Origin of the sequence: Pseudomonas sp. SHLD1, assembly GCF_028640935.1 — a bacterium.
Taxonomy (GTDB): domain Bacteria; phylum Pseudomonadota; class Gammaproteobacteria; order Pseudomonadales; family Pseudomonadaceae; genus Chryseomonas; species Chryseomonas aestiva.
This window is the reverse complement of the sequence record NZ_JAQZAD010000006.1, coordinates 102,018-121,828: the sequence shown is the minus strand read 5'-3', so window position 1 is coordinate 121,828 and position 19,811 is coordinate 102,018. Positions and strand designations below refer to the sequence as shown.

General features: G+C 65.8%; 22 protein-coding genes, 1 tRNA gene and 1 pseudogene. 14 read left to right on the top strand and 10 right to left on the bottom strand.

The features are described from left to right. Positions 1–221: 221 nt before the first annotated feature. Together PVZ77_RS00590 and PVZ77_RS00585 are read right to left on the bottom strand one after the other, a co-directional pair. Positions 222–884 (bottom strand): annotated as a pseudogene (locus PVZ77_RS00590) (magnesium chelatase domain-containing protein); the annotation flags it as partial. Between the two features lie 63 nt (positions 885–947). Further along, positions 948–1,247 (bottom strand): accessory factor UbiK family protein, encoded by a 300-nt coding sequence (locus PVZ77_RS00585; RefSeq protein WP_027597470.1) that lies wholly within the window; start codon positions 1,245–1,247, stop codon positions 948–950. Positions 1,248–1,641: 394 nt separating this feature from the next. On the opposite strand from PVZ77_RS00585, the gene glnK reads away from it, so the two are divergent. The 4 genes from glnK to sutA all read left to right on the top strand — a co-directional run bounded on the left by glnK (position 1,642) and on the right by sutA (position 4,365). After that, on the top strand, positions 1,642–1,980 hold the full coding sequence (gene glnK, locus PVZ77_RS00580) for a P-II family nitrogen regulator (protein WP_003096476.1): 339 nt from the start codon (positions 1,642–1,644) through the stop codon (positions 1,978–1,980). A 48-nt stretch (positions 1,981–2,028) separates the two neighbouring features. Continuing rightward, complete coding sequence (locus PVZ77_RS00575) at positions 2,029–3,369, top strand: ammonium transporter (protein WP_273805727.1); 1,341 nt, start codon at positions 2,029–2,031, stop codon at positions 3,367–3,369. A gap of 172 nt (positions 3,370–3,541) precedes the next feature. Next, a complete protein-coding gene (locus tag PVZ77_RS00570) occupies positions 3,542–3,961 on the top strand; it encodes a secondary thiamine-phosphate synthase enzyme YjbQ (RefSeq protein ID WP_273805728.1) in 420 nt (139 codons plus the stop codon). A 71-nt stretch (positions 3,962–4,032) separates the two neighbouring features. Beyond that, the gene (gene sutA, locus PVZ77_RS00565; protein ID WP_183632585.1) at positions 4,033–4,365 is read left to right on the top strand and encodes a transcriptional regulator SutA; all 333 of its coding nucleotides are present in this window, start codon (positions 4,033–4,035) and stop codon (positions 4,363–4,365) included. Positions 4,366–4,628: 263 nt separating this feature from the next. On the opposite strand, the gene PVZ77_RS00560 is transcribed toward sutA, so the two are convergent. Then, positions 4,629–4,964, bottom strand: a complete 336-nt coding sequence (locus PVZ77_RS00560) for a hypothetical protein (protein WP_273805729.1) — start codon at positions 4,962–4,964, stop codon at positions 4,629–4,631. Positions 4,965–5,174: 210 nt separating this feature from the next. Further along, a complete protein-coding gene (locus PVZ77_RS00555) occupies positions 5,175–5,387 on the bottom strand; it encodes a hypothetical protein (RefSeq protein ID WP_273805730.1) in 213 nt (70 codons plus the stop codon). Between the two features lie 306 nt (positions 5,388–5,693). Here PVZ77_RS00555 and PVZ77_RS00550 point away from each other — a divergent pair, with 306 nt between their 5' ends. Next, positions 5,694–6,032 carry a cupin domain-containing protein gene (locus tag PVZ77_RS00550; RefSeq protein WP_273805731.1) on the top strand — a complete coding sequence of 113 codons (339 nt, stop codon included), beginning with the start codon at positions 5,694–5,696 and terminating at the stop codon, positions 6,030–6,032. A gap of 181 nt (positions 6,033–6,213) precedes the next feature. Here the strand turns inward: PVZ77_RS00550 and PVZ77_RS00545 are convergent. The 4 genes from PVZ77_RS00545 to PVZ77_RS00530 all read right to left on the bottom strand — a co-directional run bounded on the left by PVZ77_RS00545 (position 6,214) and on the right by PVZ77_RS00530 (position 9,924). Continuing rightward, positions 6,214–6,289 (bottom strand) — tRNA-Phe (locus PVZ77_RS00545). An 85-nt stretch (positions 6,290–6,374) separates the two neighbouring features. After that, positions 6,375–6,647, bottom strand: a complete 273-nt coding sequence (locus PVZ77_RS00540; RefSeq protein WP_273805732.1) for an oxidative damage protection protein — start codon at positions 6,645–6,647, stop codon at positions 6,375–6,377. Next, positions 6,644–7,708 (bottom strand): A/G-specific adenine glycosylase, encoded by a 1,065-nt coding sequence (gene mutY / locus PVZ77_RS00535; protein WP_273805733.1) that lies wholly within the window; start codon positions 7,706–7,708, stop codon positions 6,644–6,646. The genes PVZ77_RS00540 and mutY overlap by 4 nt, the downstream gene beginning before the upstream one ends. Then, positions 7,705–9,924: an AsmA family protein gene (locus tag PVZ77_RS00530; RefSeq protein WP_273805734.1), complete on the bottom strand. Its 2,220-nt coding sequence runs from the start codon at positions 9,922–9,924 to the stop codon at positions 7,705–7,707. The genes mutY and PVZ77_RS00530 overlap by 4 nt, the downstream gene beginning before the upstream one ends. Before the next feature lie 295 nt (positions 9,925–10,219). On the opposite strand from PVZ77_RS00530, the gene PVZ77_RS00525 reads away from it, so the two are divergent. From PVZ77_RS00525 to PVZ77_RS00485, 9 genes are all read left to right on the top strand, one after another. Continuing rightward, complete coding sequence (locus tag PVZ77_RS00525) at positions 10,220–11,884, top strand: OFA family MFS transporter (protein WP_133861991.1); 1,665 nt, start codon at positions 10,220–10,222, stop codon at positions 11,882–11,884. A 144-nt stretch (positions 11,885–12,028) separates the two neighbouring features. After that, complete coding sequence (hisB, locus tag PVZ77_RS00520; protein WP_058768514.1) at positions 12,029–12,622, top strand: imidazoleglycerol-phosphate dehydratase HisB; 594 nt, start codon at positions 12,029–12,031, stop codon at positions 12,620–12,622. Next, a complete protein-coding gene (hisH, locus tag PVZ77_RS00515; RefSeq protein WP_273805735.1) occupies positions 12,622–13,260 on the top strand; it encodes an imidazole glycerol phosphate synthase subunit HisH in 639 nt (212 codons plus the stop codon). The genes hisB and hisH overlap by 1 nt, the downstream gene beginning before the upstream one ends. Further along, positions 13,260–13,517 carry a DUF2164 domain-containing protein gene (locus PVZ77_RS00510; protein WP_007159788.1) on the top strand — a complete coding sequence of 86 codons (258 nt, stop codon included), beginning with the start codon at positions 13,260–13,262 and terminating at the stop codon, positions 13,515–13,517. The genes hisH and PVZ77_RS00510 overlap by 1 nt, the downstream gene beginning before the upstream one ends. A gap of 31 nt (positions 13,518–13,548) precedes the next feature. After that, entirely contained in the window at positions 13,549–14,286 is a 738-nt protein-coding gene (gene hisA, locus PVZ77_RS00505) for a 1-(5-phosphoribosyl)-5-[(5-phosphoribosylamino)methylideneamino]imidazole-4-carboxamide isomerase (protein ID WP_007159787.1), read from the top strand. 10 nt (positions 14,287–14,296) lie between these two features. After that, positions 14,297–15,079, top strand: a complete 783-nt coding sequence (gene hisF / locus PVZ77_RS00500) for an imidazole glycerol phosphate synthase subunit HisF (RefSeq protein ID WP_183632603.1) — start codon at positions 14,297–14,299, stop codon at positions 15,077–15,079. Between the two features lie 29 nt (positions 15,080–15,108). Continuing rightward, positions 15,109–15,867: a substrate-binding periplasmic protein gene (locus PVZ77_RS00495; protein WP_273805736.1), complete on the top strand. Its 759-nt coding sequence runs from the start codon at positions 15,109–15,111 to the stop codon at positions 15,865–15,867. 49 nt (positions 15,868–15,916) lie between these two features. Next, complete coding sequence (locus PVZ77_RS00490; protein WP_273805737.1) at positions 15,917–16,678, top strand: substrate-binding periplasmic protein; 762 nt, start codon at positions 15,917–15,919, stop codon at positions 16,676–16,678. A gap of 227 nt (positions 16,679–16,905) precedes the next feature. Continuing rightward, complete coding sequence (locus PVZ77_RS00485) at positions 16,906–17,667, top strand: substrate-binding periplasmic protein (protein ID WP_273805738.1); 762 nt, start codon at positions 16,906–16,908, stop codon at positions 17,665–17,667. Between the two features lie 24 nt (positions 17,668–17,691). On the opposite strand, the gene PVZ77_RS00480 is transcribed toward PVZ77_RS00485, so the two are convergent. Then, positions 17,692–18,453 carry a divergent polysaccharide deacetylase family protein gene (locus PVZ77_RS00480; protein WP_273805739.1) on the bottom strand — a complete coding sequence of 254 codons (762 nt, stop codon included), beginning with the start codon at positions 18,451–18,453 and terminating at the stop codon, positions 17,692–17,694. Further along, positions 18,450–19,793 (bottom strand): S41 family peptidase, encoded by a 1,344-nt coding sequence (locus PVZ77_RS00475; protein WP_273805740.1) that lies wholly within the window; start codon positions 19,791–19,793, stop codon positions 18,450–18,452. The genes PVZ77_RS00480 and PVZ77_RS00475 overlap by 4 nt, the downstream gene beginning before the upstream one ends. Between the last annotated feature and the right edge of the window lie 18 nt (positions 19,794–19,811).

The following is a 19,811-nucleotide window of genomic DNA, read 5'->3' as shown; positions in this document are numbered from 1 at the left end:
TTTTTTGGAGCCCAAACAGGCAGGCGTGAAATTTGAATTTCATTCTTGATTGCAAGGCACCCTTTTGGTGCCTGTAGTGTTAGAGGAATATCCCTAGGGCGCCTCAGAAATTTCTACGCAGCGCTCCGTGCTCATAGAAAACAATGCGATCGGGCCGTGAAGCATAGGTATCTCCGGGCTCAGTCGCATTAATTTCCAAAAAATTGCATTTATTGCAAGAGCCGACAGCCGCCGCCCACCAGCGCCGGACCGGACGCCGAATGATGCGGCTGGCGAAAGGGTCGCTGCGGCCAGTGTTCCAGCGGCTCGGGCCCCGCCACCGAATGAATGGCGGCCACCTGCAGCGCCTCTTCTTCATCCAGGGGCGGCAGCAGCCCTGGCAGGCGACTGGCGAGCAGGGTCTTGCCGGTTCCCGGCGGGCCGGCCAGCAGGAGGTTGTGGGCACCCGCCGCCGCTACCACCAGGGCGCGCTTGGCCGCCTGCTGGCCCTGGACCTCGGCGAGATCGGGATAGGGCAGAACGCCGCGCACCGCTCGCACCGCGCCCGACAGGGCCAGCTCGCCCAGGCATTCATAGCCGTCGAGGCCCTGCGCGGGTAGCTGTCCGCTGGCGGCGAGGATGCCGATGGCCAGGGCGAGGTCGAAGCGCCCGCCGTCCTTGGGCAGGTCGGCGGGCGCGAGATTGAGGGTAATGCGGCGACTGGGAAATTCGAAGCCGGCATTGAGGATGGCGCTGCGCACCCGATCCTTGGCTTCGCGGACGGCGGTTTCCGGCAGGCCGACCAGGGTGAGGGCGGGCAGGCCGTTGGCCAGGTGCGCCTCGACCACTACCGGCGGCGCTTCCACGCCCACCTGGGCGCGGGTATGAACGAGGGCAAGCGACATGATCTCTCCTTGATCGTGATTCGCCAGACTCAAGGCTGCACCATCCTGGCGCGCCCTTGGGGATCAATCGGCGGGCGCGACGTCCGTGGCCGGGGTGACCGGCGGCTTGACCTCGGCGGTCTGCGGCTTTTCCAGCTCGGTCAGGCGTGCCTCGAGGGCTTCCAGGCGCGCACGGGTGCGGGCCAGCACGGCCATCTGGGCATCGAATTCGTCACGGCTGACCACATCGAGCTTGCTCAGCGCGCCTTGCAGCAGTGCCTTGAACTGGCTCTCGATCTCGGCCTTGGGCAGCGGCGAGTCCTGACCGAACAGCCGGCTGGCCTGTTGAGTCAGGGAATCGAACAGCGAACGGGTCGTGGACATGTCTTATCCCCTGCAATGGATCAAGGCCCGAGTGTAGCACAGCGGGGTGTGCCGCCCCTGACAGCGCCTCTGCACCGCTTTGGTGCCAGCCTCGGGCCAGAGCTGTTCGCTGTTGGTGCAAAGTCCTGCCCGCGGGGCCGAGCGTTGCCCCTTCAGGAGGCGCGCCAGGCGGGCTGGCACCCGAAATCCGTACGCCTTCACAAACCTGGCAAGCTTTCTGCTACTGCCGATGCAGAGACGGGCGTCAGAGGGCGCCTGGGGTAGAGGCGCGCTCTGGCCGCTTCTGCCGTGACCACGGCGATTACCACGCCAACGGTTAAACAGACGGTCACTGCGCTAGACTTGGGCCGGGGTTTGTTTTCCTGGGGCCAGTCAACTCAATCGGGAGAAGTTCATGAAACTAGTCACCGCCATCATCAAGCCGTTCAAGCTCGACGACGTGCGTGAGTCGCTGTCCGAGATCGGTGTGCAAGGCATCACCGTTACCGAGGTCAAGGGCTTTGGCCGTCAGAAGGGCCACACCGAGCTCTATCGCGGCGCCGAATACGTCGTCGATTTCCTGCCCAAGGTCAAGATCGACGTCGCCATCGCCGACGATCAGCTCGACCGCGTCATCGAGGCCATCACCAAGGCCGCCAACACCGGCAAGATCGGTGACGGCAAGATCTTCGTGGTGAATCTCGAGCAGGCCATCCGCATCCGCACCGGCGAAACCGACACAGACGCCATCTGACGCGCTAACCGACCGCCCAACCCCACACGAGCCCCAGGAGAAACAACGATGACTCTGCGCACCTACGCAGGGCTAGGAGCCCTCATGTCTTTCGTAGCGCTGCCGGGCCTGGCCATGGCCCAGGAAGCGGCTGCGGCACCAGCCATCAACAGCGGGGATACGGCCTGGATGCTGGTCTCGACAGCCCTGGTGCTGTTCATGACCATCCCGGGTCTCGCGCTGTTCTATGGCGGCATGGTGCGTGCCAAGAACGTCCTCTCGGTGATGATGCAGTGCTTCGCCATCACCGGTCTCATCAGCATCCTGTGGATGGTCTACGGCTACAGCCTGGCCTTCGACACCACCGGCATGGAGAAGGGCGTCACCAACTTCAATTCCTTCATCGGCGGTCTGGGCAAGGCCTTCCTGTCCAGTCTGCAGCATGATGCCGTGACCTCGGCCACCGCCCTGTTCCCGGAAAGCGTCTTCGTCACCTTCCAGATGACCTTCGCCATCATCACTCCCGCGCTGATCGTCGGTGCCTTCGCCGAGCGCATGAAGTTCTCCGCCATGCTGGTCTTCACCGGCCTGTGGTTTACCTTCGTCTACGCGCCCATCGCCCACATGGTCTGGAGCGGTGACGGCGGCCTGCTGTGGGACTGGGGCGTACTGGACTTCGCTGGCGGCACCGTGGTGCACATCAACGCCGGTGTGGCCGGTCTGGTCGCGGCCCTGGTCCTGGGCAAGCGCAAGGGCTATCCCACCACTCCCATGGCGCCGCACAACCTGGGCTATACCCTGGTCGGTGCCGCCATGCTGTGGGTCGGCTGGTTCGGTTTCAACGCCGGTTCCGCCGCCGCTGCCAACGGCACCGCCGGCATGGCCATGCTGACCACCCAGATCGCCACCGCCGCCGCCGCCCTGGGCTGGATGTTCGCCGAGTGGATCACCCACGGTAAGCCGAGCGCCCTGGGCATCGCCTCCGGCGTGGTCGCCGGCCTGGTCGCCATCACCCCGGCCGCCGGTACCGCCGGTCCCATGGGCGCCCTGATCATCGGCCTGGCCGCTGGCGTGATCTGCTTCTTCACCGCCACCAGCCTCAAGCGCAAGCTCGGCTACGACGACTCCCTGGACGCCTTTGGCGTGCACGGCATCGGCGGCATCGTCGGCGCCCTGCTGACCGGTGTCTTCGCCGCCCCGTCCCTGGGTGGCTTCGGCACCGTCACCGATATCGGCGCCCAGCTGTTCATCCAGTTCAAGGGCGTGGCCTTCACCATCGTCTACACCGGTATCGTCACCTTCGTGATCCTCAAGGTGCTGGACGTGGTCATGGGTCTGAGAGTCAACGAGGAAGAGGAAACCGTGGGTCTGGACCTCACCCTGCACAACGAGCGTGGCTACAACCTGTAAGCCGCCGCTCTGGAAAAAGGCGCCGCAAGGCGCCTTTTTCATGTCCGCCATACGGCTGGAACAACCGCCATCCTGCTGTGTCTAGACTGCACGCCAGCGGTGTGCAATCACCGCTTTGCTTTTCCGATCGTCGCGCTAGAATGCGCGCCCAGTCAGTCGGCGGGGGTTGTTCATGTGGCTGCAGCGGACCTTTTCCCTGCGCGCGCGGGCGCGTGGTTTCCATCTTGTCACCGCCGAGGTGCTGGAGCAACTGCCCGAGCTTGGCGAATGCCGAATCGGCCTGCTGCACCTCTGGCTGCAGCACACCTCGGCTTCGCTGACCATCAATGAGAATGCCGATGGGGCGGTGCGTCGCGACTTCGAGCGATTCTTCAATCGGCTGGTGCCCCAGGGACAGGCCGGTTACGAACACGACTACGAAGGGCCGGACGACCTGCCCGCGCATTTCAAGAGCAGTCTGCTCGGCTGCAGCCTGAGTCTGCCGGTCCAGGCGGGACGCCTGGCCTTGGGAACCTGGCAGGGCATCTATCTGGGCGAGCATCGCGACCAGGGCGGCGCACGGCGACTGATCGCGACGCTGCAAGGCGAATAGCCAGGAATTTTTTTTAGGAGGCCGCGTCAAAACGCGCGGTCCGATTTTGCCAAAGTGTGTGGAGGCGGTTTATGAGCGACGAAGATCTGGAGCAGGACGACCTGGAGACAGGCGCGGAAGAAGAGGGCGATAACGAAGACTTCGCTGCCGCAACCGACGACGCCGAGCAGGAGGAAAGCGGGGAAAGCGAAGCGCCCGCGTCCGGGAGCAAGGCCAAGAAAAAGCGTGAAGCCGAGCCCGAGGAACTGCCTTCGGTGGAAGCCAAGCAGCGCGAGCGGGATGCGTTGGAAAAGGCCATGCAGGACTTCCTGGCCCGTGGTGGCAGGGTCCAGGAGATCGACGCCAATGTAGTCGCCGATCCGCCCAAGAAACCCGACAGCAAATATGGCAGTCGTCCTATCTAGGACCTTGCCATACCGCCTTCGAAACCCCGCCTCGGCGGGGTTTCGTCTATCTGGCGATTACAGCAGGACCATCACCATGATGAAGCCGGTGAAGGCTGCGGCCATGGTCGCAAGGCAGGCCATGCAGATTACATCATCTCTCTCATACATGTTGGCAGCGCCCTAAAGCCTAATGGGTGATGGCATTCTGCTCCTCTGGCAAACATCGCCCTGTGTGGCTCATCGCAAAAGGCCATCATCTCGCCCCCGTGATGCCAAGCAGTTCACCAATGGCGGGGTGGGCCGTAATAGGGGCGGGGTTCATAGGCCGGCTGGTAGGGGTAGTAGCCCCGCGGTACCGGCCGCCAGCGGGGGGCGCCATAACCCGGTTGCGGGTAGGGCTGGTAATAGCTGTAGGGATAGCGATCCCTGCGGTAATAGGGGTGATGCCGGTGATGCCGTCGAAATTCGCCTGCCGGCAGGAATTCGCCGCCCTCGGCGACCACCGCGGGGCGACTCGCCCAGGGTTGCTCCTGATCGGGACCCTCGTAGGCGGCAGCCAGGCCGCTGGCGGTCAGGGTGGCGGTCAACAGCAGAATCAACGACGCTCGCGATGTCATGGTGCTCTCCTCGCGGCGCTCGATGGGCCGCGTCACCATGAAACACCTTTGGCGGTCAGCGGACGTCAGGCCAGGTAAAGGTCCGGTAAGGCCGTCCGCCGGCTCAGGCCCAGTCCAGGCCCTGCATGCCCACGGCGACGATGAGCGCCATGGCCAAGAGACCGATGCCACACATCAGGATGGTCAGCTCCAGCTGATCCAGACGCCGCTTCATCCCTGCCACCAGTGCCATAAGGTAAAGCCGATCAGCGCCATGACCAGGCCGAGAAACAACCGGTTCAGCCAGAGGCTGACGCCGTTCAGGAGTCTGAGCCAGAAGGGTGCGGTGGGCTCGACCGCAAGCGGACCGGGCTGAGCGACGGCTTCCTGGGAGAGAACGCCCGGCAGGGTGGGAGCGACAAGGGGGATCGAGGGGATGGGCATGCAGTGAGCGCCTCCGTGCGCCTTATGCGAGGTCTGGCTGCGCCCGATGGCCAGCCAAGGTCGAGCGGCGTCCTGAACAGGCTGCCGCTCCTGCGCTCGATCATCGCCGAAATCCTGTACCGCTGGGGGATGACCTCGTGAAAAGGTCGGGCGGATCGCACTCTTGACCGCAAATGGCAGAACACCTGAGGCCATGATGGCGACTCCCGGGGGCGCAGATCCCTGCGAGACTTGAGCGCCTGATCGGACAGGCGCAGTCTGGATCACCTTAGCGCGCCCTGGCGCGAGGCCCAGCGAGAAAACGTCATGCTCAATCTGTTGCGCGACCTGCCCGATGCCGCCGCGGCGGAGGTGTTCACCTCCCTGCTGGAGCGACCTGGCTGCCGCATCGAGCGGATCGTCTCCCAAGGCCAGACGACGCCGGCGGAGGCGCCCTGGCGGCAGGCCCATGAGGAATGGGTGCTGCTGCTGAAGGGCGCTGCACGGATCGCCCTGGAGGGGCGGGAGGTGGTGCTCGAACCGGGCAGTACGCTGTTCATCCCGGCTGATACCGAGCACTGGGTGACCTACACCGATCCCGCAGTCGCCACGGTATGGCTGGCGATCCATCTCGGCGCGGTGGATGCAGTCCCGGCACCGGCGTGAGCAAGACTGCCCCCGAGCACCTCTGGGCCAGATGCCGGCAGCGCGGGTCGTTGCGGCAGGAAGGGGGCGTGGTGGCGCGGCCGGCTCTGAAGGCCGGCGGGCAACTATCGCAGGCACAAAAAAACCGGCGCTAGGCCGGTTTCTCTGATTTCCGGATCCCGCAGGATCCGGAAGCTTGTCTTGGTGCCCAGGGACGGAATCGAACCGCCGACACGGGGATTTTCAATCCCCTGCTCTACCAACTGAGCTACCTGGGCAACGGGGCGCATTAAAAGCGTTTCTCGACCTTGTGTCAACAGCGAGCCCAAAAAATTTAGGTTTTTCGGGCGCTTAGCCGTCGACTCAGGCGCTGGGGGGCACGTAACCCTCGGCCTGGGCGTAGTCCTCACCGGACAGGAACTTGTCCATCTCGGCCTGCAGGAACTTGCGATCCTCGGCGTTCATCATGTTCAGCCGGCGCTCGTTGATGAGCATGGTCTGGTGCTTCTGCCACTCTTCCCAGGCCTGCCTGGAGACGTGCTGGTAGATGTCTTCGCCCTTGGCGCCGGGGTAGGGCGGGCGATCGAGGGCGGGCAGCTCCTGCTTGTGCTTGCGGCACATCACGGTGCGGGTCATGCGGGTTCTCCTTTGAGCGCCTGCTCGGCGCGCTTGAGCAGTTTCTGCACCGGGGCGGCGAGGCCCAGGCGCGGCGGGGACGCGAGGTTATACCAAAGCCAGTCGCCCTCGGCCACGCGGTGCTGGCGGTGGTCCACCTGTACCAGCCAGGGTTCGATGGCCAGCTGGAAGTGGCTGAAGGTGTGCACCAGGCCGGGCAGCGCCTGGCGTTCGTCGATGACCAGGCCCTGGCGTTCGGCGAGGGCTTCGAGCTCGACCGCATCGGCCACCTCCGGCGGTCCCCAGAGACCGCCCCAGAGACCGGTCGAGGGACGGCGCTGCAGGAGCACGGCATTGGCGTCGTTGACGAACAGCGGCATCAGCGTCTGCCGCTGTGGCAGGGTCTTGCGCGGCTTGGGCGTGGGAAAGGCGGTTTCCTGGCCCAGCAGATGGGCGCGGCAGCCCGGCTTGACCGGACACAGCAGGCAACTGGGCTTGCTGCGGGTGCAGAGGGTGGCGCCCAGGTCCATCATCGCCTGGGTGTAGGGGCCGACCCGCTCGCGGGGCATCAGGCGATCGGCCACTTCCCACAGGCGGCGGGCCACGGCGGGTTCGCCGGGATAGCCGGCGGTGGCGGTGTAGCGGGCCAGGACGCGCTTGACGTTGCCGTCGAGGATCGGGGCGCGAATGTCCATGCTCAGACTGGCGATGGCGCCGGCGGTGGAGCGACCGATGCCGGGCAACTCGGCCAGGGCCTCGACGCTACGGGGGAATTCGCCGCCATGGCGCTCCACCACGGTCTTGGCGGCCTTGTGCAGGTTGCGCGCGCGGCTGTAGTAGCCGAGACCGGTCCAGAGATGCAGGACCTCGTCTTCCGGAGCCGCGGCCAGCGCCTCGACGGTGGGCAGCGCCTGCATGAAGCGATCGAAATAGCCCAGTACGGTGGCGACCTGGGTCTGTTGGAGCATGATCTCCGAGACCCAGACGCGATAGGGCGTCACGCCCTGTTGCCAGGGCAGGTCCTTGCGACCGTGCAGGTCGTACCAGGCCAGCACGGCGGTACCAAAGTCGTCATCAGTCATCGACGTTGCAGCAGCCCTCGGATGGCGTTCTGGATGTCGGGGCTGATCTTATCACCGAGCTTCTCTTCGATTTTTTCGTTCAGACGATTGCCGGCGGCGCGCGCGACGATCTGGCCCATGGCCTCGCGATCCAGGCGGCAGGCCTTGGCGCCCAGCTCCAGGGGACCGCGGCACTGCAGGGGCCACTCGATATCCGCATAGCGCTCGCCGACCTGGCAGCCAGGGTCGGAAGCGGCGTTGGTGTCGCCCTGCACGGTGATGCCCAGCCGGTAGTCCAGGCCGAGGGTGCGCAGGTCGATGTCGCCCGCGCCCTTCACCGCAAGGCCGGGCACGCTGACGCTGAGGTCCTGGTTGCGGGCCACGCCGTTGACGATGCTGAGGCTGCCGCTCAACTGGCGGAAGGGCGTGTTCTGGCCGCCATGGGGCAGCTCCAGCGGCTTGCGGTTGAGCAGGGCGATGCCCTGGCACAGCTGGCTTTCGACATTGGCGTCGATCAGCTGGCCGTTGCGCAAGGCGAAGCGCGCGGTACCGCCCAGATTGTCGATCAGGGTGCGCTGGCTGGCACCCGAGCTGCGCAGATCAGCGTCCAGATCGAGCAGGCCTTCCACCGGCGGCTTCTGGCCCTGGGCCTGGAGGATGCGTTCCACCGGCACGCCCTTGATGCGCTCGCGGGCGGTCAGTTGCGGCTGGGCGCCGCGTACGTCGAGGGCACCGTTGGCCTCGAAGCGACCACCGAACAGCTCGCCTTCCAGGGCGCTGAGCTGCAGCTGGCCATCGGCGGCCCTGGCCTTGAGGCTGGCGCCTTCGAAGGGCAGGCGATTGAGGGTCAGGTGCTGCAGGCCGAGGTCGACCTCGGCGTCCAGGCTACGCAGGCGCTCCACCGGCAGCAGGGTTTCCTGGCTCCAGGCGTGCTGGGTCGGCGCCTCGGGCAGCGGCGAGTTGCCCTGGGTGGCGATGGCATCGACCTGGGCCACCTCTTCCTGGCGCGCGCCATTGGCCTGGCGCGCTGCGGCGGCCTTGGCCGGCAGATAGCGATCCAGATCCAGGCGATCGCCGCTCAGCTGGACGCGCAAGGCGCGGCGAGCGATGTCGGCCACGGCGACCCGGCCCTTGAGGAGGCTGTCGTCCAGCTGGAAATTGAAGTCGTCCAGCGCCAGGGCGTTGCGGCTGGCCTGCACTTGGGCATTCATCTCGAAGCGCTGCAGGGTCTTGGCATCGGCCATGGCCGGCAATTCGACGCCGATACTGTCGAGGAAGGCGCGCAGGTCCAGGCGGGCGATGGAGACACGCCCGGCCAGCTGTGGATCGCTCTCCAGGCCGGTCAGCTTGAGCTCGCCCAGGGCCTTAAGGTCGTTGGCGGTGAGCTTGAGGCTGGTCCACTCGGCGGTCTGGGCGCGGCGGTCGACGGCCAGCTGGCCGCTGGCGGAATAGTTGACCAGCTTGCCGTTGAAGGGCTCGCCACTGGCGTCGCCGGTCAGCTGGAGATTGTCCAGGGCGTACTGCTGGCTGGCCGGATCGAAGCGGAATTCGCCATTGAGCAGCACGCTGGCGTTGACCGGCGGCTGAGTGGTGCTGGCGGTGCCGGCCAGCTTGATGGGAATGGGCGTGCCGGCATAGATGGCCCCGGTCTCCAGGTCGATACCCTCGAAGGCATAGCGGGCGCCGTTGCGGGCATCGCTGTATTCGACCCGGGAATTGCGCACGGTCAGGCTCTCGACATTGAGCTTGAGCGGCTGGCGTCCCGCAGTCGCCTCGCCCGGGGTGCCCGCGGAGGTATCAGCCGGCGCGGCGCCCGTATCCGCCTTGGGTGCGGGTCGGCCGATCTCGGCCCAGTTGGTACGGCCCTGGTCATCGCGACTGGCGGTGAGGTCCAGGCCGTCGATCTTGATGTCGCTCATCTCCAGGTCACGGCGCAGCAGCAACGGCAGCAGGCGGACCGAGAGAATCAGCCGCTGCACCTGCGCCAGCTGGCGATCGGGCGTGGCGGCGCTGGCCAGGGTGGCGTCGTGCAGCTCGACCCCCAGCCAGGGGAACAGACTCCAGCCGATATCCCCCTTGAGCTGCAGGTCGACGTTGGCCTTGTCGCGCGCCAGCTGGCGGATCTCGTCCTTGTAGTCGTTGGGATCGACCAGGTGGGTGAGGGCAAAGCCTACGGCGACCAGCAGGAGCAGCAGGCCGACGAGGACGATACCCAGCACTTTAGCGAAAGCTTTCATGACGAGGAAATTCCTGTTCCGACGGGCGATGGCGCGACTGGCCAGTATAGGGGCTCGGTCGCGCCCGATGACATCGAGGTGTCGGCGCTGTGACAGCCGTGGTACTCGCCCGTTTCGTCGGATGGCTGATGCCGCCCGTACCCTGGCAAATGAGCAGGGCTGGCAGTTGGCTAGGGTGCGCTTTAATGTCGCGCACCTCTGGTCGGTTGGCGCCGTTTCTTTGACTCGTTTACGGGGAAGCGTGCAGGGAATGTCCACCGGCCTGGACGCAATACACTAGAAAAGGGCTGAACCCATGAGCACTACTCTCACTGCTGGCGGTGTCGCTTCGGCACGTCCGGCTTTCCTTTCCAAGGAGCGCATCGTCGCCCGGCCCGGTTTCAACCGCTGGCTGGTCCCGCCGGCCGCCCTGGCCATCCACCTGTGCATCGGCATGGCCTACGGCTTCTCGGTCTTCTGGCTGCCGCTGTCCAAGGCGATCGGCATCACCGCCGCCGTGGCCTGCCCGGTCGAGATGGGCTTCTTCGAGCAGATCTTCAGTGCCACCTGTGACTGGAAGATCTCCCAGCTCGGCTGGATCTATACCCTGTTCTTCATCTTCCTCGGCTGCTCGGCCGCCCTGTTCGGTGGCTGGCTGGAACACGCCGGTCCGCGCAAGGCCGGGGTCGTCTCGGCCCTGTGCTGGTGCGGTGGTCTGCTGATCTCCGCCCTGGGCATCTATACCCACCAGATCTGGATGCTGTGGCTGGGTTCGGGCGTGATCGGCGGTATCGGCCTGGGCCTGGGCTACATCTCGCCGGTGTCGACCCTGATCAAGTGGTTCCCGGACAAGCGCGGCATGGCGACCGGCATGGCCATCATGGGCTTCGGTGGCGGCGCCATGGTGGGTGCACCCCTGGCCGACGCCCTCATGCGTCACTTCGCGTCGGCCACCGAAATCGGTGTCTGGCAGACCTTCCTGGTCATGGCGGTGATCTACTTCGTGTTCATGCTGAGCGGCGCCCTGGGCTACCGCGTACCGCCGACCGGCTGGAAGCCCGCGGGCTGGACGCCGTCCACCAAGAAGGCCGGCAGCAACATGATCACCAATCGCCACGTCCACGTGAGCAAGATCTGGGGCATCCCGCAATTCTGGCTGGTCTGGGCCGTGCTCTGCCTGAACGTGACCGCCGGCATCGGCATCATCGGCATGGCCTCGCCGCTGCTGCAGGAAGTCTTCGGTGGCCGCCTGCTGGGCAACGGCCTGGCCTATGGTGAACTCAGCGCCGATCAGCTCAAGCAGATCGCCGCCATCGCCGCCGGCTTCACCGGTCTGCTGAGTCTGTTCAACATCGGTGGTCGCTTCTTCTGGGCATCCTTCTCCGATTACATCGGCCGCAAGATGACCTACTTCGTCTTCTTCACCCTGGGCTTCGTGCTCTATGCCATCGTGCCCTGGACCGGTCACCTGGGCAGCGTGGCGCTGTTCGTCTTCGCCTTCTGCCTGATCCTGTCCATGTACGGCGGCGGTTTCGCCACCGTGCCGGCCTACCTCGCCGACCTGTTCGGCACCCAGATGGTCGGCGCCATTCACGGTCGCCTGCTCACCGCCTGGGCCGCCGCCGGCGTCTTCGGTCCGGTGCTGGTCAACTACCTGCGCGAGTACCAGCTGAGCATGGGCATCCCCCGCGCCCAGGTGTACGACATCACCCTGTACATCCTGGCCGGTCTGCTGGTGCTGGGCTTCATCTGCAACCTGCTGGTGCGTCCGGTCGCCGACAAGCACTTCATGACCGAGGCCGAGCTCGCCGTCGAGCGCGCCAATGGCCACGACAGCAACGCCGGCAGCGCCCAGGTGCTGGAGTGGAGCGCCGATCCCAAGACCAAGCCGCTAGCCATCGCCGCCTGGCTGGCCGTGGGCATCCCGCTGGCCTGGGGCATCTGGATCACCCTGCAAAAGACCGCCGCCCTGTTCAGCTGAGTCGCAGCCGAACCGGACGGTAACCGGGCGTCCCCACGCGGGCGCCCCGCGCGGTGGGACGCCTCGTCCCGCCGCGCTTTCGATCCAGCCCCCGCACCCCTATAATATCGGCCCTTTCGCCCACCGATTTTCGCGGAGCAGGCTATGGCCGAACGCAAGGCAACCGTCGAGCGCAACACCCTGGAAACCCAGGTCAAGGTATCCCTGGATCTGGACGGCACGGGCGCAGCGCGCTTCGACACCGGGGTCCCCTTCCTCGAGCACATGCTCGACCAGATCGCCCGCCACGGGCTGATCGACCTCGATATCCACTGCCGCGGCGACCTGCACATCGACGACCACCACACGGTGGAAGACATCGGCATCACCCTCGGCCAGGCCTTCGCCAAGGCCGTCGGCGACAAGAAGGGCATCCAGCGCTACGGCCATGCCTATGTGCCGCTGGACGAAGCCCTGTCGCGGGTGGTCATCGACTTTTCCGGCCGGCCCGGGCTGCACTGGAACGTGCCCTTCACCCGCGCCACCGTGGGACGCATGGACGTCGACCTGTTCCTCGAATTCTTCCAGGGCTTCACCAATCACGCCCAGGTGACCCTGCACGTCGACAACCTGCGCGGCGTCAACAGCCACCACCAGATCGAGACGGTGTTCAAGGCCTTTGGCCGCGCCCTGCGCATGGCGCTCAGCGAAGATCCGCGCATGGCCGGTGTCATGCCCTCCACCAAGGGGTGCCTGTGATGCAGACGGTAGCCGTCATCGACTATGGCATGGGCAACCTGCACTCCGTGGCCAAGGCCCTGGAGCACGCCGGTAGCCACCAGGTGCTGGTGACCGGCGATCCCGCGGTGATCCGCGAGGCGGACCGCATCGTACTGCCCGGCGTCGGCGCCATCCGCGACTGCATGGCCGAGATCCGCCGCCAGGGCATCGATGAACTGGTGCGCGAAGTCAGCCAGGATCGGCCCTTCCTCGGCGTCTGCGTCGGCATGCAGGCGCTGATGCAGCGCAGCGAAGAGAATGGCGGGGTGGACTGCATCGGCCTGTTCCCCGGCGCCGTGCGCCGCTTCCCGGGCGGCATGCAGGAAGAGGGCGAGACCCTCAAGGTGCCGCACATGGGCTGGAACGAGGTCAGTCATGTGCTCGACCATCCGCTCTGGCACAGCATTCCCGATCGCGCCCGCTTCTATTTTGTGCACAGCTTCTATGTCGAGGCCGGCAATCCGCGCCAGGTGGTCGGGCGCGGCCACTACGGCCTGGACTTCGCCGCGGCGCTGGCCGACGGTTCGCGCTTCGCTACCCAGTTCCACCCCGAGAAGAGCGCCGACTACGGTCTGCAGCTCTATGCCAACTTCCTCGCCTGGGACGGCCGCTGGTAATGGCGCGCAAGCCGCCCGCGCCGCTGGTGACGCTCGAGCCCGAGCAGAGCCAGCGCCTGGTCACGGCCTTGCAGACCCTGCTGGACGATCGCTTCGAGGTCCGCCTGGGGCGGTTCGAAGTCGAGGAACTGCTGGATTTCTTCGCCCGCGAGTGCGGGCCGCTGTACTACAACAAGGCGGTTGCCGACGTGCAGACCCTGCTCAGGGAGCGTGTCGACAGCCTGGAAAGCGACATCTGGGCGCTGGAAAAGCCCTAGATCGCCCTCACCCCCGAGCCAAGGTATTGCCATGCTGATCATCCCCGCCATCGACCTCAAGGACGGTGCCTGCGTCCGCCTGCGCCAGGGGCGCATGGAAGATTCCACCGTATTCTCCGACGATCCCGTGGCCATGGCTGCCCAGTGGGTCGACGGCGGCTGCCGCCGGCTGCACCTGGTGGATCTCAACGGCGCCTTCGAAGGCCAGCCGGTCAATGGCGAGGTGGTCACCGCCATCGCCAGGCGCTACCCCGGCCTGCCGATCCAGATCGGCGGCGGCATCCGCTCGCTGGAGACCATCGAGCACTATGTGCGTGCCGGCGTCAGCTACGTGATCATCGGCACCAAGGCGGTCAAGCAGCCGGAATTCGTCGCTGAAGCCTGCCGCGCCTTCCCCGGCAAGGTCATCGTCGGCCTGGACGCCAAGGACGGCTTCGTCGCCACCGACGGCTGGGCCGAGGTCAGCGAGCTGCAGGTCACCGACCTGGCCCGGCGCTTCGAAGCCGACGGCGTCAGCGCCATCGTCTACACCGACATCGCCCGCGACGGCATGATGCAGGGCTGCAATGTGCCGGCCACCCGCGCCCTGGCCGAAGCCACCAGCATCCCGGTGATCGCCTCCGGCGGCATCCACAACCTGGGCGACATCCAGAACCTGCTCGACGCGCGCAGCCCGGGCATCATCGGCGCCATTACCGGCCGGGCGATCTACGAGGGCACCCTCGACGTCGCCGAGGCCCAGGCGCTGTGCGACAACTTCAAGGTCTGAGGGCTCAGTCATGGCGCTGGCGAAACGCATCATCCCCTGCCTGGACGTGGACAATGGCCGCGTGGTCAAGGGCGTCAAGTTCGAGAACATCCGCGATGCCGGTGATCCGGTGGAGATCGCCCGCCGCTACAACGAGCAGGGCGCCGACGAGATCACCTTTCTCGACATCACCGCCAGCCACCAGGGCCGCGATACCACCCTGCACACCGTGGAACGCATGGCCAGCCAGGTGTTCATCCCGTTGACCGTGGGCGGCGGCGTGCGCACCGTGCAGGACATCCGCAACCTGCTCAACGCCGGCGCCGACAAGGTCTCGATCAACACCGCGGCGGTCTTCACCCCGGAGTTCGTCGGTGAAGCCGCGGCACGCTTCGGCGCCCAGTGCATCGTGGTGGCCATCGACGCCAAGCGCGTCAGCGGCCCTGGCGAAACCCCGCGCTGGGAGATCTTCACCCATGGCGGGCGCAAGCCCACCGGGCTCGACGCCGTAGCCTGGGCGCAGAAGATGGAAGGCCTGGGCGCCGGCGAGATCCTGCTCACCAGCATGGACCAGGACGGCATGAAGAACGGCTTCGACCTGGGCGTGACCCGCGCCGTCAGCGAGGCGGTGGGCATCCCGGTGATCGCCTCCGGCGGCGTCGGCAATCTGCAGCACCTGGCCGACGGCATCCTCGAAGGCAAGGCCTCTGCGGTGCTGGCTGCGAGCATCTTCCATTTCGGCGAATGCACCATTCCCGAGGCTAAACGGTACCTGGCCGAAAAAGGGATTGTGATACGCTCCACAAAATCTTAAGCACCGGCGGTGCCGGCAGGGAGAGGGGCGTGCGCAAGGGAGTCTGGGCCTGCTTGGCCGGTTTGCTGCTGGTATCCACCGCGGTCAGGGCGGAGCTTCCGGCGGGTTATCAGCTGACGCTGCTGACGGAAAACTTCCCGCCCTACAACTTCTCCGTCGATGGCAAGAACTTCGCCCGCGAGGGCGAGCTCAAGGGCATCGCCGTCGACATGGTCCGCGAGATGTGCAAACGGGCTGGTATCTCCTACAACCTCACCCTGAGATTTCCCTGGGAGCGAATCTACGGCATGGCCCTGGATCAGCCCGACCACGGCGTCTTCGTCACCGCCCGGCTGCCGGAGCGCGAGGCCCTGTTCAAATGGGTCGGTCCCATCGGCCCGGACGACTGGGTCCTGCTCGGTCGCGCCGACAGTCACCTGCAACTGCGCAGCCTGGACGACGTCCGCAAGCAGCAGCTCAAGATCGGCGCCTACAAGGGCGACGCCATCGCCGAGAGTCTCGTCCAGCAGGGTTTCCAGCCGGATCTTGCGCTGCGCGATCAGGAAAACGTGCAACGCCTGGTCAAGGGGCAGATCGATGTCTGGGCCACCGGCGATCCCGCCGGTCGCTACCTGGCCCGCCAGGAAGACGTGACCGGACTTAAGATGCTGCTGCGCTTCAACAGCGGCGAGCTGTTCCTGGCGCTGAACAAGCAGACCTCCGACGAGGTGGTACAGAAGCTGCAGAAGGCCCTCGACGAGATGCGCCAGAGCGGCGCGGTTCAGACCATCTTCAATCGTTATCTGTGATCCCGGCGGGCCGAGCGATCGGCGCGGGCGGTCGCCTGAGGAGAGAGCTATGCGCAAGTCTTGGTTGGCCATCGCCGCCGTATTGTTGAGTTGCACCCTCGGCCTGGGGACAGCCCGGGCGGAATTGCCAGCGGGCTATCGCGTGGTGCTGCTGACCGAGAACTTCCCGCCCTTCAACATGGCGGTGGACGACAAGAACTTCGCGCGTGACGATGCCATCGACGGTATCAGCGCCGATCTGGTGCGCGAGATGTTCAAGCGCGCCGGGATCGACTACAACCTCTCGCTGCGCTTTCCCTGGGATCGCATCTACAACCTGACCCTGGAAAGCCCCAACTACGCGCTGTTCTCCGTGTCGCGCACCGAATCTAGGCTGCCGCTGTTCAAGTGGGTCGGGCCGTTGGGCAAGACCCGCAAGGTGTTCATGGCGCTGGCCGGCAGCACCCTCAAGGTGCCGGACCTGGCCACGGCAGCCCGGCTGCGCGTCGGTGCCTACAAGAATTCCGCCGTGAGCCTGATGATCCAGGAAAAGGGCATCGTCCCCATCGACGCCCTGCGTGATCAGGAGAACATCGCCAAGTTGCAGAAGGGCGAGATCGACGTCTGGGCCACCACCGATGTGGTCGCCCGCTACCTGGCCAAGCAGCAGGGCGTCAGCAACCTGCAGACCCTCCTCAGCTTCCAGGAATCCGACCTCTACCTGGCCTTGAACAAGGACACCCCCGACGAGGTGGTGACCCGCCTGCAGCAGGCCCTGGATGCCATGCGCAGCGAAGGCCTGGTCGACAGCATCACCAACAACTATCTCTAGTGCGGCGCCGCGTGGCGGGCGCCTTGCGAGTTGCGCTGGAGGTGAGCATTCGCTAGCGCCCTGTCTAGACGCGAGGTGCCAGGGATTCCGCATTGGCCCGGCAGCTGGACGGGGATCGGCGAAGCGTTGACGACCGCGGTGAGGCCAGCCGCAGTGAGCGCTGAACGTTGTAAAGGAATACTCAACGAAACCTCGGACATGCGGCCTTGTGTCGCCAGGGAGTTGCAATGCAAAAGCTGTGGTTGCGTCTTGCAGGGGTACTGCTGAGTTGCACGCTGGGCTTGACCCAAGCCCGTGCCGAGCTGCCGGATTACTATCAGGTCGTGCTCCTGACCGAGAATTACCCCCCCTTCAACATGTCGGTCGATGACAAGAACTTCGCCCGCGATGACGCCATCGACGGTATTGCCACCGATGTCGTCCGCGAGATGTTCAGGCGTGCGGGCATCAAGTACAGCCTTTCGCTGCGCTTCCCCTGGGATCGCATCTATCGGCTGACCCAGGAGACGCCCAACTACGGACTCTTCTCCGTCGCCTATACCGAGGCGCGCAAGGATCAGTTCAAATGGGTGGGGCCCTTCGGCCGTTCGAGCTGGACCCTGCAGGCGCTGCCTAGCAGCAAGCTGGACATCAAGACGCTCAAAGACGCCGCCCGCTACCGCATCGGTGCCTATCGCAACGATGTGATCAGCAAGACGCTGACCGCCCAGGGCATTCCGGTCATCGACGCCCTGCGGGATCAGGAGAACGTCGACAAGCTGGTGAAAGGCCAGATCGATATCTGGGCTACCGCCGATCCCGTCGGCCGCTATCTCGCCAAGCAGCAGGGGGTGACTGGCTTGCAGACGCTGCTTCGTTTCAACGAGGTGGATCAGTATCTGGCGCTGAACAAGGACACGCCTGACGAAGTGGTGACACGCCTCAAGGCGGCCCTGGAGCAGATGCGCAAGGAAGGGGTGATCGACAGCATCACCAACAACTACCTCTGACGCCTGGAGGCCGTCGGGCGGTCGCTAGCGATAGCGACCGGCGCGGCCGTGCCCGGGCATGGCCTGGTTGGCGCGCAGGGCGATCATCTGCGGCAGGTCGATGACTTCCACGCCCTGGGCCTTGAGCAGCGGCAACTGCTGGGCCAGCACCGCCAGGGTCGCCGGGTGCGGATGGCCGATCAGCACCGCGCTGCCCTGGCGCTGGGCCAGGCGCACGCCTTCGGCCAGCTGGGCCGCCACCGCCGCTAGCGTGGCGTCGTTGTCGAGAAAGACATCGCGCGAGACGCTGGCCAGGCCGATCTTCTGGGCTTCCGCCGCGGCCACGGTAGCGGCGCTGGTGCGGCTGTCGAGAAACAGCAGGTGACGCTCCTGCAGGACCTGCATCAACTCGGCCATGGCCGGGCGGTCCGCGGTCATGCGACTGCCTTCGTGATTGTTTACCCCATCCGCCTCGGGTACCCGCTCCAGCGCCCGGTCCAGGCGTTGCAGCCGCTCGATCGAAGACATCTCCGGATGCCAGGCATAGGGACCGCCGGCCGGGTCCATGGGCAGGTGCAGTAGCACGGTGCGCCCGGCGCGGTGGGCCGCGGCGGCCAGTTCGGCGGCGTAGCGGGTCTCGGGGATGATCGCTAGGACCACCGGCGCGGGCAGGGCCAGGACCTGACGGTCCCGGGCCGGATTCTGCCCGAGGTCGTCGATGACGATGGTCAGCTGCGCGGTGGCGGCCTGGGTAAGCGTGCTGACCAGGGCAAGCGCCCCGGCCAGTAGCCAGCGTCCAGTCCTCACGGGGTATGGGTGACGTTGAGTCCCTTGAGCAGCGACAGCGCCTGGGAGAGCTGGAAGTCGTCATCCTGCGGGCGCGAACTCTGGTTCGGCGCCTTGCTGCCGGTGGGCCGATCGGCACCGCCATTGCCATTGCCCAGGTGACCGGCCAGATCGGCTTCGCGGAAGTATTCGTCGCCACCACTCTGGGGGGTGACCTTGGCCGGCGCCACGGCGATGTCCGGGGTGATGCCCTGGGCCTGGATGGAGCGGCCGCTCGGCGTGTAGTAGAGCGCCGTGGTGAGCTTGAGCGCCCGGTCGTTGTTGAGCGGCAGTACCGTCTGCACCGAACCCTTGCCGAAGCTGTCGGTACCCATGAGGATGCCGCGCTTGGAATCCTGCAGGGCGCCGGCGACGATCTCGGCGGCCGAGGCGCTGCCGCCGTTGATCAGCACCACCAAGGGCACCTTCTCGCTGGGATCGGCGGCATCGGCCGAGAAGCGCAGCTCGGAGTTGGGCAGGCGGCCCTTGGTGTAGACGATCAGGCCGTGGGTCATGAAGGCATCGGCCACCTCGACCGCCGACTGCAGGACCCCGCCCGGGTTGTTTCTCAGGTCGAGGATCAGGCCCTTGAGCTTGCCCTTGTTTTCCTGACGCAGCTTGGCGAGGGCCTTAACCGTCTCTTCGCCGGTATTCACCTGGAACTGCGAAATGCGCAGCAAGCCGTAGCCGGATTCGAGCAGCTGGCTCTTGACGCTGTTGACCTTGATCACCGCCCGCGCCAGCTTGACGTCGAACGGCTGGCCGCCACCGCGGACGATGGTCAGCACGATGGGGCTGCCCGGCTTGCCGCGCATCTTGTCGACCGCTTCGTTGATGGCCTGGCCCTTGGTCGGCTGACCGTCGATCTTGACGATCAGGTCGCCCGGTTGCAGGCGCGCCTTGGCCGCCGGGGTGTCGTCGATGGGCGAGACCACCTTGATGAAGCCGTTCTCCTGGCCGACTTCCAGGCCCAGGCCGCCGAATTCACCGCTGGTGGTTTCCTGCAGTTCGGCGAAGTCCTTGGGTTCCAGGTAGGCGGAATGCGGATCCAGGTTGCTGAGCATGCCCTTGATGGCGTTTTCCAGCAGGACCTTGTCCGACACCGGCTCCACATAGGCCGCCTTGATGCGGTCGAACACCTCGGCAAAGGTGCGCAGCTCGTCCAGCGGCAGCGGAGCGCTGGCCGGGGCCGCGGGCGCGGCGCCCGGTGCGACCGGCGTCACTGCAGCTGGCGTGCTCTGCGGCGATTGCGCCTGGACGACTCCGACGCCGCTGAACAGCAGGGCGAGGACCAGGACGGTGGGACGAAAGCGATGCGGCATGTGCAGCTCCTAAACCAA

Coding starts and splice junctions, on each gene's coding strand:
- glnK (WP_003096476.1), top strand. CDS start 1,642: ATGAAACTAGTCACCGCCATCATCAAGCCGTTCAAGCTCGACGACGTG.
- PVZ77_RS00575 (WP_273805727.1), top strand. CDS start 2,029: ATGACTCTGCGCACCTACGCAGGGCTAGGAGCCCTCATGTCTTTCGTA.
- hisA (WP_007159787.1), top strand. CDS start 13,549: ATGCTGATCATCCCCGCCATCGACCTCAAGGACGGTGCCTGCGTCCGC.
- PVZ77_RS00525 (WP_133861991.1), top strand. CDS start 10,220: ATGAGCACTACTCTCACTGCTGGCGGTGTCGCTTCGGCACGTCCGGCT.
- PVZ77_RS00585 (WP_027597470.1), bottom strand. CDS start 1,247: ATGTCCACGACCCGTTCGCTGTTCGATTCCCTGACTCAACAGGCCAGC.
- PVZ77_RS00490 (WP_273805737.1), top strand. CDS start 15,917: ATGCGCAAGTCTTGGTTGGCCATCGCCGCCGTATTGTTGAGTTGCACC.
- hisH (WP_273805735.1), top strand. CDS start 12,622: ATGCAGACGGTAGCCGTCATCGACTATGGCATGGGCAACCTGCACTCC.
- PVZ77_RS00530 (WP_273805734.1), bottom strand. CDS start 9,924: ATGAAAGCTTTCGCTAAAGTGCTGGGTATCGTCCTCGTCGGCCTGCTG.
- PVZ77_RS00555 (WP_273805730.1), bottom strand. CDS start 5,387: ATGCCCATCCCCTCGATCCCCCTTGTCGCTCCCACCCTGCCGGGCGTT.
- PVZ77_RS00540 (WP_273805732.1), bottom strand. CDS start 6,647: ATGACCCGCACCGTGATGTGCCGCAAGCACAAGCAGGAGCTGCCCGCC.
- PVZ77_RS00560 (WP_273805729.1), bottom strand. CDS start 4,964: ATGACATCGCGAGCGTCGTTGATTCTGCTGTTGACCGCCACCCTGACC.
- mutY (WP_273805733.1), bottom strand. CDS start 7,708: ATGACTGATGACGACTTTGGTACCGCCGTGCTGGCCTGGTACGACCTG.
- PVZ77_RS00570 (WP_273805728.1), top strand. CDS start 3,542: ATGTGGCTGCAGCGGACCTTTTCCCTGCGCGCGCGGGCGCGTGGTTTC.
- PVZ77_RS00550 (WP_273805731.1), top strand. CDS start 5,694: ATGCTCAATCTGTTGCGCGACCTGCCCGATGCCGCCGCGGCGGAGGTG.
- hisF (WP_183632603.1), top strand. CDS start 14,297: ATGGCGCTGGCGAAACGCATCATCCCCTGCCTGGACGTGGACAATGGC.
- PVZ77_RS00475 (WP_273805740.1), bottom strand. CDS start 19,793: ATGCCGCATCGCTTTCGTCCCACCGTCCTGGTCCTCGCCCTGCTGTTC.
- sutA (WP_183632585.1), top strand. CDS start 4,033: ATGAGCGACGAAGATCTGGAGCAGGACGACCTGGAGACAGGCGCGGAA.
- PVZ77_RS00510 (WP_007159788.1), top strand. CDS start 13,260: ATGGCGCGCAAGCCGCCCGCGCCGCTGGTGACGCTCGAGCCCGAGCAG.
- hisB (WP_058768514.1), top strand. CDS start 12,029: ATGGCCGAACGCAAGGCAACCGTCGAGCGCAACACCCTGGAAACCCAG.
- PVZ77_RS00485 (WP_273805738.1), top strand. CDS start 16,906: ATGCAAAAGCTGTGGTTGCGTCTTGCAGGGGTACTGCTGAGTTGCACG.